Consider the following 12,067-nt stretch of genomic DNA (forward strand, 5'->3'; position numbering starts at 1 on the left):
TCGAAAGCGCTATTCCGCGATACCGCTGACGTGCGGCACGATGGCCCCATGGCACGCACCCACGACCACCCCGGCGAGCAGGCGGCCCTGGACCCGATCCGGCTCCTGGACATCCGCGACACACCGCTCTCCGTAGACGAGATCTTCCGCGCGGTCGGGGACGACGCGGCGGGCGGCATGGCGCTCTTCGTCGGCACGGTGCGCAACCACGACGACGGTCAGGACGTCGGCTCCCTCGGGTACTCCTGCCATCCGACGGCCGCCGACGAGCTCCGCAGGGTGGCCGAGAAAGTGGTGGCGGAGTTCCCTGTGCGGGCCCTTGCCGCCGTCCACCGGGTGGGTGAACTGGGTATCGGCGATCTGGCCGTGGTCGTCGCCGTGTCCTGCGCCCATCGGGGTGAGGCCTTCGACGCCTGCCGCAAGCTGATCGACGACCTCAAGCACGAGGTCCCGATCTGGAAGCACCAGCACTTCTCCGACGGCACGGAGGAGTGGGTCGGCGCCTGCTGAGCGCAAACCGCCCCGGGCCGCATCAGCCCCGATTTGCGTAACCGCACCCCTGCCGTGAGCGTTGGTCCTGCAACTGGTTAATCTTCTGATCGTCAGTTGCGGTCGCTCATGGGGCAGGGAGGTCGTGATGGCAGCACTCGCTTGGCTGTTGATTCCACTTATAGCCGCTCTCGGCGCGGCGATATGGGGAGGGTGGGCAGCCCGCAATCGAACGACCGGCGACGTCACCGAACTCGCCGGCTACGCCAGGTTCCGTGAAGCGATGGAGAAGTCGCACTCCGGTTCCGAGGCCGTCTGAGACTCCGCAGCCGTACGCGGTTGCCAATTCCGCATTCGCTCCGCCGGGCGCAGCCCGCGCGACGAGCGCGCACGCGACGCCTCCCGGACCTGCCGGACACCTCGGCCGTCCGCCCCGTACGGACCGGCCCCGACGGTGCACTGACAGGCCGTTCCCGTACTGTCGTTCCATGCCACGCCGCACCGCGACGATGCTCGCCTCCACCCTCATCCTGATCGCGCTGCTCTGCGCAGGCGTGCTGATCCGCGTGCCGTACTCGGAGATGTCTCCCGGTCCGACCGTGAACACGCTCGGCGACGCACGGGGCGAGCCGGTGCTGCACATCAGCGGGCACAAGACGTACCCGACGTCCGGGAACCTCAACATGACCACGGTCCGGGTCACCGGCGCGGACTACGACATGAACATCGTCGAGGCCGTGTACGGCTGGCTGGCCCACGACAGCGTGGTCGTGCCGCACGACACCCTCTACCCGGACGGCAAGACCGAGGAGGAGTCGACCCAGGAGAACGCCGAGGAGTTCAGCCTGTCCCAGGAGAGCGCCAAGGTGGCGGCCCTGGAGGAGCTGAAGATCCCCGTCACCTCCCGTGTGGTCGTCTCCACCGTCGTGAAGGACAGCGCCGCCGAGGGCGTGCTGCACGCGGGCGATGTGATCAAGGCCGTCGACGGCGCGGCCGTCGAGCGGCCCGAGGACGTCGCGAAGCTCGTCACGAAGCACGAGCCCGGAGAGGACGTCGTCTTCACGGTCATCCCCGCGAAGACCGCTGCCGCCGCCGAGAAGGCGGGCAAGGAGCCCGAGGGCTCCAAGGACGTCACCCTCACCACGCGGAAGGCGCCCGAGGACCCCTCTAACCCCTCCGAGGACCGGGCGATCGTCGGGATCCAGGCAGGGACCGACCACACCTTCCCGTTCGAGATCGACATCAAGCTCGCCGACGTCGGCGGACCGAGCGCCGGCCTGATGTTCTCGCTGGGCATCATCGACAAGCTGACACCCGGAAAGCTGACGGGCGGCAAGTTCATCGCGGGCACCGGCACCATCGACGACGACGGCAAGGTCGGCCCCATCGGTGGCATCAACATGAAGCTGGTCGGCGCGCGCGACGCGGGCGCCAGGTACTTCCTCACCCCGGACGACAACTGTGCCGCCGCGGCGTCCGACACCCCGGGCGGCCTCACCCTGGTGAGGGTGAAGACCCTGGACGACGCGAAGAAGTCCCTGGAGAAGATCCGGGCGGGGGACACGGCCGGCCTGCCGGGCTGTTCGGCGGGCTGAGGCCGGCCCCCGCCGCGGGGGTCAGGACTCGAAGGTGGCCGCGAGCGCCTCGGCCAGCCCCGGGACCAGCCCCGCACCGGTCAGGACCTCGGTCGGGGAGTCCTTCTCCCGCAGGCGCACCGCAGAGTCCCTGGCGCCGTCCCGCAGGACCGCCACGGTCATCCGGACCTCCTGCCGGTCCGGGTGCCCGGAGACCCACTTGGTCAGCTGGGCGTCGGACAGGCCGTCCGGTACGGAGGCCTCCGCGGACGGCGGCAGCATCATCCGCTCCACGGTCATCGCACAGCCGACCACGGCGTCGGGCCAGGCGATCGTGGCGAGGAACTCGTCCAGCGCGGTGCCGGCGGGAAGCTCCTCCTGCTCGACGGGGGTGAGGGCGGCGGTCGTGGAAGCGGTGTCGTCGAGGCCGAGCTGGGCGGCGAGGCCCGGCTCGTGGGCACGCAGCCGGGCGGTGTCGACCAAGGCGAACAGCCGGGCGGGCTGGTCCCAGCCGAGACTGGCCGCATAGGTGTCGATTTCGAGGACGGCGACGGTGAGTGGGCTCGCGGCCATCGGAGGGCCTGAGGGGGAAACGTTGGGCATGCCCAACATCCTGCCTCCTTCTGCCCCGGGAACGGGAACTAGGTAAAGCCTCAGTAAGTTGCATAGGTGGGCTCTACGATCGCTGGGCCTGCTCCACACGACCGCGAACTTCGAGGTGCGCACGTTGGCTTTCCAGATGCCGGACCGCGGCGGAGGCCCGACCGGGCCACGGATCAGAGTCGGCCGCCCGTCCCGGCGCGTCCGTACCCTGCTCATGACATTGGGCGTCCTGGCGGTTCTCGCCATGGCCTTCGTCATGTTCGCCGGGTTCTGGACGGACTGGCTCTGGTACAGGTCGGTCGCGTTTTCATCCGTCTTCACCACCACTCTGTGGACCAAGATCGGGCTGTTCCTCGTCTTCGGACTGCTGATGGCCGTCGCCATCGGTGTGAACGTCTGGCTCGCGCACCGGCTCCGGCCGCCGCTGAGCGCGATGTCGCTGGAGCAGCAGAGCCTGGACCGTTACCGGATGAGTGTCGCCCCCTACAAGAAGTGGGTGCTGCTCGCGGTCACCGCCCTCGTCGGGCTGATCGCCGGTGCCTCCGCGTCGGGCCAGTGGCGCACATGGCTGATGTACGTCAACGGCGTGTCGTTCGGGCAGAAGGACCCCCAGTTCAAGCTGGACGTCTCCTTCTACGCCTTCGACCTGCCGTGGTACCGCTTCCTGCTCGGGTTCGGCTTCGCCGCCGTGGTGCTGTCGCTGATCGCGGCTGCGCTGACCCACTACCTCTACGGCGGGCTGCGGGTCACCAGCCCTGGCGCGCGGGCCACGGGTGCGGCCACCGGCCACCTCTCCGTGCTGCTCGGCGTCTTCGTCGCGCTGAAGGCCGTGGCGTACTGGCTCGACCGGTACGGCCTGGCCGTGAAGTCCAGTGACTTCAAGGCCACGGACAACTGGACCGGCCTGCGGTACGTCGACGCCAACGCCTATCTGCCGGCGAAGACGATCCTGTTCTGCATCGCCGTGATCTGCGCCGTGCTCTTCTTCGCGACCCTCTGGCGGCGCACCTGGCAGCTGCCGGTGATCGGCTTCGGGCTGATGGTCCTGTCGGCGATCCTGATCGGCGGCCTCTATCCGGCGATCGTGCAGAAGTTCCAGGTCCAGCCCAACGAACAGGCCAAGGAAGCGCCGTTCATCCGGAAGAACATCGACGCGACGCGTGATGCCTACGACATCGACGACGCGCAGGTGGACGACTACTCCGGCAAGAGCACCACGACGGACGAAGCCGCGCTCCGTACCGCCGCGGGCGAGGCCGCGAGCTACCGGGTGATGGATCCGAACGTCGTCTCCCCGGCCTTCCAGCAGCTCCAGCAGAGGAGGAACTACTACCAGTTCCCCAGGACGCTGGACGTCGACCGCTACAAGGGCGAGGACGGCAAGGAGCAGGACACCGTCATCGGCCTGCGCGAGCTCAACCTCGACGGTCTCCCGAAGCGGAACTGGATCAACGACCACTTCACGTACACCCACGGCTACGGTGCCATCGCGGCCCGGGGCACCACGACGGGCACCAACCCGGCCGGGTCCCCGGACTTCACGGAGTCGGGTCTCCCGACCACCGGCGAGCTGGGGGAGTACGAGCAGCGGATCTACTACGGCGAGAAGACCGAGCAGTACTCCATCGTCGGCGGGCCCCAGAAGGAGCTCGACTACGAGGAGGACGGCGAGAAGACCACCAGCTACAAGGGTGACAGCGGGGTCAGTCTCTCCAACGCCTTCAACCGCGCCGCCTACGCGGTGTCCATGAGCGAGCCGCAGATCCTGTATTCCGGGGCCATCGGCGAGGGATCGCGCATCCTGTACAACCGGACACCCAAGGAGCGCGTCGAGGCTGTCGCCCCCTGGCTGACCATCGACGGCGACGCCTATCCGGCGGTCGTCGGCAAGCGCATCCAGTGGGTCGTCGACGCGTACACCACGACCAACGGTTACCCGTACGCCTCGCGTACGACGCTCGGTGACACCACGGCCGACTCGCTGACCACCAACCAGCGCGCGGTCGTCGCCCAGCAGAACCAGGTCAACTACATCCGCAACTCGGTGAAGGCCACCGTCGACGCCTACACCGGCAAGGTCACGCTCTACGAGTGGGACACCAAGGACCCGGTGCTCAAGACGTGGCGCAAGGCCTTCCCCGGGACCGTGAAGTCCCGGGGCGACATCCCGCAGGACCTGATGGACCACCTGCGGTACCCGCAGGACCTGTTCAAGGTCCAGCGGGAGCTCCTCACGCGCTACCACGTCGAGGATCCCGCGCAGTTCTACAGCGGCAGTGACGCCTGGCAGGTGCCGGACGACCCCACCAACAAGGAGCCCGGGGCCGTCCCGCCGTACTACCTGAGCATGAAGATGCCGGGCCAGGACACGCAGAAGTTCTCCCTGACCACGACGTTCACACCGAGAGGGCGGCCCAACCTCGGGGCGTTCATGGCGGTGGACGCGGACGCGGCGGGCAAGGACTACGGCACGATAAGACTGCTGAGAGTCACCACCACCGTGAAGGGCCCCGGCCAGGTACAGAGTGAGCTCAACGGCAACGACGACGTCGCCGAGTTCGTGAGAAACCTCAAGGGGACCGACTCGGACATCGAGTACGGCAACCTGCTGACGGTGCCGCTCGACGGGGGCTTCCTCTACATCGAACCGGTGTACACGCGCGGTGGCACGCAGAACTATCCGCTGCTGCGCAAGGTGGCCGCCTCGTACGGGTCGAAGATCGTCTTCGAGAACAGTCTCGGGGAGGCGCTCAACGCGGTCTTCGGGGTCGAGGGGTCCGATCCGACCACGCCACCGACGGAGCCGACCGAGCCACCGGGTGACACCACGGAGCCGCCGGCCACCGGGGACGCCGCCCTGAAGAAGGCCATCGCGGACGCCCAGCAGGCGTACACGGACGGTGAGGCGGCCCTCAAGGAGCAGGACTGGGAGGCCTACGGCAAGGCCCAGGAGGCCCTGCAGGAAGCCCTGGAGAAGGCGGCCGCGGCCCAGCCCGAGTCCGGCTCCGGCCCAGGGGCCGAGGGTGCGGAGAAGCCCGCGGGCGACGACCAGGGCAGCTGAGAAAGGTCCACCCCGCGTCGTGGTATGGTTTGAACACAACGACGCGGGGTGGAGCAGCTCGGTAGCTCGCTGGGCTCATAACCCAGAGGTCGCAGGTTCAAATCCTGTCCCCGCTACTGAAAGGTGAAGGCCCGGATCCTTTGGGATCCGGGCCTTTGTCATGTCGTGAGTCGTTTTCTCAACTTGTCGGAGTGAAGTGCGGTTCGCGGGGCACGAGTTGGGATCAACCGTGTTTCACTTGTCTCTCTGTGGGCATGTCGACAAAGCGCCGAAGTGACCTCACTGGCCGCGGTATTCCAGGTGTACGCGGGTTGCGGGTGGTGGGACGATGGTATTTATGGGGGACAGGGCAACTCTGTTGGAGACAGGGCGGTTTGTGCAGCGACGCGGCCGGACGACGGAAAAAGAGGCAGATGCGGCATTCGCCGCTGCCCCGGCCGGGACCGTTGACACCGCCGACGGTGCTCTCGAGGCCGCCGTCGTCACCGCGGACATCATCGATGCGACCGACGCCGTCGAGAGCGCCGGCGCCGCCGGAGGCACGGACGCCACCGGGAGCGCGGACACCACGGACACCGACACCGCGGATCACGCCGACGAGACCGAGGCCCGCCACCGGCGGGGAGCGGAGGCCGGCGACACGGCGTCGATGAGCGTCCTGGGCGCTCTCCTGCTGCGCCGCGGGGACCTGGACGGCGCCGAGGCCCACCTGCGCGCCGCGACGGCCGAGGGCGACCGCGCCGCCGCGAACAACCTCGGCGTCCTTCTCCATCAGAGGGGATACGCGGACGAGGCGGCCGGGTGGTGGCGCATCGCCGCCGTCGCCGGTTCCGCCGCGGCCGCGCACGCCCTCGGGCGCCACTTCCGGGAGCGCGGGGACGAGCCCGGCGCCGAGTACTGGCTGCGTCAGTCCGCCGAGCAGGGTCACGCGCTGGGTGCGTACGCCCTGGCCGATCTGCTGGAGCACCGCGGCGACGTGGGCGCCGAGCGCTGGCTGCGCGCGGCGGCGGAACAGGGACACCGGGAGGCCGCGTACCGACTCGCGCGGACGATCGAGCGCAACGCGGTCGGCGACGCCCATGACGCCTTCGGCCTGGGCCGTGGGATGGGCCGCGGCATGGGCGAAGGCCGGCGGGTGCTCGACAGCGGTGCGCCGTCGAAGCGGGACAGCCCCGTCGCGGGCCCCGACTCCGGCCGGGTCGGCGAGGCCGAGCAGTGGTACCGCCAGGCTGCCGCGCGCGGTCACCGCCGTGCCGCGCTGCACCTCGGATCGATCCTCGAACAGCGCGGGGAGCTGAAGGAGGCCGGCCGCTGGTACCTCACCGCGGCCAAGGACGGTGAGGCCCGCGCGGCCTGTGCCCTCGGCTTCCTGCTGCGCGACGCCGGTGACGAGGAGAGCGCGGCCGTCTGGTGGCTCCGTGCCGCCCAGGACGGCGACGGCAACGCCGCCAACGCCCTCGGTGCGCTGCACGCCGCCAGGGGTGAGCAGCAGACGGCCGAGCGCTGGTACCGGGCCGCGATGGACGCCGGTGACGTCAACGGGGCGTACAACCTCGGCCTGCTCTGCGCCGCTCAGGACCGGATCCCCCAGGCCGAGCAGTGGTACCGCCGGGCCGCCTACGCCGGGCACCGTGAGGCGGCCAACGCGCTGGCCGTGCTGCTGCTCCAGGCGGGCGACGCGACGGGGGCCGAGCCCTGGTTCTCCAAGGCGGCCGAGGCCGGAAGCGTGGACGCCGCCTTCAACCTCGGCATCCTGCACGCCGGGCGGGACGAGGACCGCACGGCGCTCGGCTGGTACCAGCGGGCGGCGGCCGCCGGGCACACCGATGCCGCGCTCCAGGTCGGCATGGCCCTGCTGAGGGACGGCGAGGAGCAGGCGGCCGAACGCCACCTCCGGTGCGCCGCGGGCGGCGGCAGCGCCGAGGCGGCCTTCCGGCTGGCCGGTGTCCTCGACCTGCGCCAGCCGGCCCCCGGGCCGCCCGCGCTGGGAGAGCCGATGCCGGAGAAGACCGAGTGCGAGGAGTGGTACGAGAGGGCTGCCGAGCAGGGCCACCGCCGTGCCCAGGTCAGGGCCGGGATGCTCGCGGCCGCGCGCGGCGACATGGTGAGCGCCGCCCGCTGGTACCGCGAGGCTGCGGAGTCCGGAAGCCGCAACGGGGCCTTCAACCTCGGCCTGCTGCTCGCCCGGGAGGGCAGCGAACGCGAGGCGGCCCTGTGGTGGAGCCGCGCCGCCAACGACGGCCACGGCCGGGCGGCCCTGCGCCTCGCGCTGCTCGCCGCGCGGCGCGGCGAGCTCACCGAGGGGCAGCGCTGGTGTGCCCGTGCGGTCGAGCTGGGTCCGGCGGAGGTGGCGGAGCGGGCCGCGCGGCTGCTCGAGGCGCTGCACCAGGAGCTCACCGCCTGACGGTGGCCCCGGCCCCGTACACACGGGGGTCCGCCCGGCCCGGGCCACGCGCGCAGGTATCCGCCCGGCCGTCAGCCGTGCGCACAGGTGTCCGGGTAAGTGATTTGCTCCGGCCGGTGAAGGTGCCGTAGTGTTGCACTCACAACGGCGCGGGGTGGAGCAGCTCGGTAGCTCGCTGGGCTCATAACCCAGAGGTCGCAGGTTCAAATCCTGTCCCCGCTACTGAAAGACAGAGGCCCGGATCCTTCCAAGGATCCGGGCCTCTGTCATATGCCCTCGCAAACGCACCCGCCGGGACGGACGCGGGGCGGGTGCCCTCTCAGGCCGTGGCGGCGCAGTTCGGGCAGATGCCCCGGTAGGTCACCTCGACGTCCGAGACGGTGAAGCCGAAACGCTCGTCGGCCGGCAGGTCCGCCAGGGGGTCGCCGGCCGGGTGTACGTCCCGGATGGCACCGCAGCGCCCGCACACCAGGTGGTGGTGGGGGCGGTGGGCGTTGGGGTCGTAACGCTTCGCCCGGCGGTCGGTGGAGACCTCGATGACCTCTCCGAGGGACACCATCTCGCCCAGCGTGTTGTACACGGTGGCGCGTGAGATCTCGGGGAGCCGCTCGACGGCCCTCGCGTGGACCTCGTCCGCCGTCAGGTGCACATGGTCCCCCTCGAGAACCTCGGCCACCACGCGCCGCTGTGCCGTCATGCGCCAGCCGCGTCCACGAAGTCGTTCCAGGAGGTCACTCATGGGGCCCAGCCTAACAGTGGATCGGCCGAGTCCCGAGTAGGTGTGACTTTAGATCCTCATTTGATTTGGACAAAGTCCAATGTGGGATCGATGGTGAATCGGCCAAGGGCCGGCTGCGGCCGAGAACGGACCGTGCAGGGAGCGACGCTGTGCGGGGAACGACGCAGGAGGCGCACGTGACCCAGGGACCGCTCACCACGGAGGCCGGTGCACCGGTGGCCGACAACCAGAACAGTGAGACCGCCGGCCCGGGTGGACCGGTGCTCGTCCAGGACCAGGCGCTGCTCGAGAAGCTGGCCCACTTCAACCGGGAGCGCATCCCGGAGCGTGTCGTGCACGCCCGTGGAGCCGGTGCGTACGGCACCTTCACGCTGACCCGGGACGTCTCGCGGTGGACGCGGGCGGGCTTCCTCTCGGAGGTCGGGAAGCGGACCGAGATCTTCCTGCGCTTCTCCACCGTCGCGGGCAACCTCGGCTCCGCCGACGCGGCCCGGGATCCCCGTGGCTGGGCGCTGAAGTTCTACACCGAAGAGGGCAACTACGACCTTGTCGGCAACAACACCCCGGTCTTCTTCATCAAGGACGCCATCAAGTTCCCCGACTTCATCCACACCCAGAAGCGCGACCCGTACACCGGTTCCCAGGAGGCGGACAACGTCTGGGACTTCTGGGGGCTGTCGCCCGAGTCCACGCACCAGGTGACCTGGCTGTTCGGCGACCGGGGCATCCCGGCCTCGTACCGCCACATGAACGGCTACGGCTCGCACACCTACCAGTGGAACAACGAGGCCGGCGAGGTCTTCTGGGTCAAGTGCCACTTCAAGACCGACCAGGGGATCAAGAACCTCACCACCGAGGAGGCCGTCCGCCTCTCCGGCGTGGACCCGGACAGCCATCAGCGCGACCTGCGCGAGTCCATCGAGCGGGGCGACTTCCCGACGTGGACCGTGCAGGTCCAGATCATGCCGGCGGCCGAGGCGGCGACGTACCGCTTCAACCCGTTCGACCTCACCAAGGTGTGGCCCCATGAGGACTACCCGCCGATCGAGATCGGGAAGCTCGAGCTCGACCGCAACCCCGAGAACGTCTTCGCCGAGGTCGAGCAGTCGGTCTTCAGCCCGGCGCACTTCGTCCCCGGTATCGGCCCCTCCCCGGACAAGATGCTCCAGGGCCGCCTCTTCGCGTACGGCGAAGCCCACCGCTACCGCGTCGGGGTCAACGCCGACCACCTGCCGGTGAACCGCCCGCACGCCACGGAGGCGCGCACCCACAGCCGTGACGGCCACCTGTACGACGGCCGCCACAAGGGTGCGAAGAACTACGAGCCGAACAGCTTCGGCGGCCCGTCGCAGACGGGCCGGCCGCTCTGGCAGCCCGTCCCCGTCACCGGCGGCACGGGCAACCACGAGGCGCCGTCGCACGCGGAGGACGACGACTTCGTGCAGGCCGGCAACCTCTACCGGCTGCTGTCGGAGGACGAGAAGGTCCGGTTGGTCGACAACCTCGCCGGGTTCATCGCCAAGGTCTCGCGCGACGACATCGCCGAGCGTGCGATCGGCAACTTCCGTCAGGCCGACGGAGACTTCGGCAAGCGGCTGGACGCCGCGGTCCAGGCCCTGCGCGGTGAGGGCGGACGCTCGCCGTCGGCGGCGGGCCGGATTCCCCTGGATGCCCAGGGGTCCGGCCCGCAGGCGTGTGCGGGCCCGGCAAGGGCTGCCCCTCAGAGCGCCATGCTCGCGGCCTGCCTCCGGGACGGGATCCAGCACCTGATGATGTCGCGCACCGAGACGATGCCGACCGGCCCGTCCCCGTCCAGCACGACCAGGTGCCGGAAGCCGCCGTGCGTCATGGCCTCCGCGGCCTCCTCGAGGGTCCAGGCGGGAGAGGCGAAGACCACGTCGGTCGTGGTGTGGGTGGAAGCGGTCTCGACATCGGGATCCAGGCCGGCGCCGAGGGCGTCGAGGATGTCGCGCTCGGTGAGGATGCCGAGACCGCAGGTGTCCGGGTCGTGGACGACGGCTGCTCCGACACGTCGGGCCGACATCAGCCGGGCCGCCTGGCGGAGCGTGTGGGCCGGGCCGATGGTGAGGACCAGGGTGCTCATGGCGTCACGGACAAGCATGAGGGGAGCCACCTCCTTGGGGAGTGAGCTGCGAAGCGGCCCTCGTGAGCCAATTCACAAGTTCACAAGTGGGGGGGACTCCCAGAGTGGCACCCGGGACCGGGCTCGACAAGGGGGCGGGCGCGCTCCGGCGGGCCGGGGGCGAGCGCGCGCCCGGCCCCCGCCGAAAGCCCTAGTAGCGCTGGTTGAGGTAGCCGAGCAGCTCGTGGTGGAGCAGCCCGTTGGACGCCGCCGCGTTGCCGCCGCCCGGCCCGGAGACGCCGTCCAGGCTGGTGAACCGCCCGCCCGCCTCCTGGACGATGATCGCGTTCGCCGCCATGTCCCACAGGGAGAGCTCCGGCTCGGCGCAGATGTCCACCGACCCCTCGGCGACCATCATGTACGGCCAGAAGTCCCCGTAGCCGCGGGTGCGCCAGCAGGCCCGTGTCAGATCCATGAATCCGTCGAGTCGGCCCTGCTCCTCCCAGCCGGTCATCGAGGCGTACGCGAACGAGGAGTCGGCGATGCGCTCGACCTTGGACACGTGCAGCCGGGTCGCGGACGTCAGGCTGCGGCCCGAGAAGGCGCCGGCACCCTTCGCCGCCCACCAGCGGCGGTTCAGCGCGGGGGCCGACACCACGCCGACCACGGGCTGGAAGCCGTCCTCGCCCGCCTCCATCAGCGAGATCAGCGTCGCCCAGACGGGGACACCCCGTACGTAGTTCTTGGTGCCGTCGATCGGGTCGACGACCCAGCGCCGCGGGCCCGTGCCCTCGATGCCGTACTCCTCGCCCAGGATCGCGTCGCGTGGGCGTGCCCGGTGCAGGTGACCGCGGATCAGCTCCTCCGCGTGTTTGTCGGCCTCGCTGACCGGAGTCATGTCCGGCTTGGTCTCGACCTTCAGGTCCAGAGCCTTGAACCGGTCCATCGTCGCCGCGTCGGCGGCGTCCGCCAGGACATGGGCCAGGCGCAGATCATCGTGGTAGTCGGGCATGCCGTCACAGTATCCACCGCCACCCGCCCGGGCTACACGGACCCGTGCGGGCCGGGTGTCCCGCGGTACGCGGACCCTTGACAGTGCCCTTGGGCGCGTCGA

The 12,067-nt window shown here is 70.0% G+C and carries 9 protein-coding genes, 2 tRNA genes and 1 pseudogene; 8 read left to right on the forward strand and 4 right to left on the reverse strand.

The features are described 5' to 3' along the window. The first annotated feature begins 48 nt into the window (after positions 1-48). The 3 genes from OG488_RS25010 (at position 49) to OG488_RS25020 (ending at position 2,084) form a co-directional block, all read left to right on the forward strand. Positions 49-510, forward strand: coding sequence for a molybdenum cofactor biosynthesis protein MoaE (locus tag OG488_RS25010; protein WP_329232653.1), 462 nt, complete (start codon positions 49-51; stop codon positions 508-510). Positions 511-637: 127 nt separating this feature from the next. Next, positions 638-808, forward strand: coding sequence for a hypothetical protein (locus OG488_RS25015; RefSeq protein WP_014048224.1), 171 nt, complete (start codon positions 638-640; stop codon positions 806-808). Between the two features lie 169 nt (positions 809-977). After that, positions 978-2,084, forward strand: coding sequence for a YlbL family protein (locus tag OG488_RS25020; RefSeq protein WP_329232655.1), 1,107 nt, complete (start codon positions 978-980; stop codon positions 2,082-2,084). Positions 2,085-2,105: 21 nt separating this feature from the next. Here OG488_RS25020 and OG488_RS25025 read toward each other — a convergent pair whose 3' ends face one another. After that, a complete protein-coding gene (locus OG488_RS25025; RefSeq protein WP_329232657.1) occupies positions 2,106-2,675 on the reverse strand; it encodes a PPA1309 family protein in 570 nt (189 codons plus the stop codon). Positions 2,676-2,802: 127 nt separating this feature from the next. On the opposite strand from OG488_RS25025, the gene OG488_RS25030 reads away from it, so the two are divergent. The 4 genes from OG488_RS25030 (at position 2,803) to OG488_RS25045 (ending at position 8,353) form a co-directional block, all read left to right on the forward strand. Continuing rightward, positions 2,803-5,727 (forward strand): UPF0182 family membrane protein, encoded by a 2,925-nt coding sequence (locus OG488_RS25030; protein WP_329238981.1) that lies wholly within the window; start codon positions 2,803-2,805, stop codon positions 5,725-5,727. A gap of 42 nt (positions 5,728-5,769) precedes the next feature. Further along, positions 5,770-5,843, forward strand: a tRNA-Met gene (locus tag OG488_RS25035). Positions 5,844-6,055: 212 nt separating this feature from the next. Continuing rightward, a complete protein-coding gene (locus OG488_RS25040) occupies positions 6,056-8,131 on the forward strand; it encodes a tetratricopeptide repeat protein (protein ID WP_329232659.1) in 2,076 nt (691 codons plus the stop codon). A gap of 148 nt (positions 8,132-8,279) precedes the next feature. Then, positions 8,280-8,353: transfer RNA gene (locus OG488_RS25045), tRNA-Met, on the forward strand. A gap of 97 nt (positions 8,354-8,450) precedes the next feature. Here OG488_RS25045 and OG488_RS25050 read toward each other — a convergent pair. Continuing rightward, entirely contained in the window at positions 8,451-8,870 is a 420-nt protein-coding gene (locus OG488_RS25050; RefSeq protein WP_329232661.1) for a Fur family transcriptional regulator, read from the reverse strand. Positions 8,871-9,046: 176 nt separating this feature from the next. Here OG488_RS25050 and OG488_RS25055 point away from each other — a divergent pair. Next, positions 9,047-10,495 (forward strand): annotated as a pseudogene (locus OG488_RS25055) (catalase); the annotation flags it as partial. 95 nt (positions 10,496-10,590) lie between these two features. Here OG488_RS25055 and OG488_RS25060 read toward each other — a convergent pair. Both OG488_RS25060 and hisN read right to left on the reverse strand, forming a co-directional pair. Further along, on the reverse strand, positions 10,591-10,992 hold the full coding sequence (locus OG488_RS25060) for a CBS domain-containing protein (RefSeq protein WP_329232662.1): 402 nt from the start codon (positions 10,990-10,992) through the stop codon (positions 10,591-10,593). A gap of 172 nt (positions 10,993-11,164) precedes the next feature. Next, positions 11,165-11,965, reverse strand: coding sequence for a histidinol-phosphatase (gene hisN / locus OG488_RS25065; protein ID WP_329232664.1), 801 nt, complete (start codon positions 11,963-11,965; stop codon positions 11,165-11,167). Between the last annotated feature and the right edge of the window lie 102 nt (positions 11,966-12,067).

Source organism: Streptomyces sp. NBC_01460, assembly GCF_036227405.1.
GTDB lineage: Bacteria > Actinomycetota > Actinomycetes > Streptomycetales > Streptomycetaceae > Streptomyces.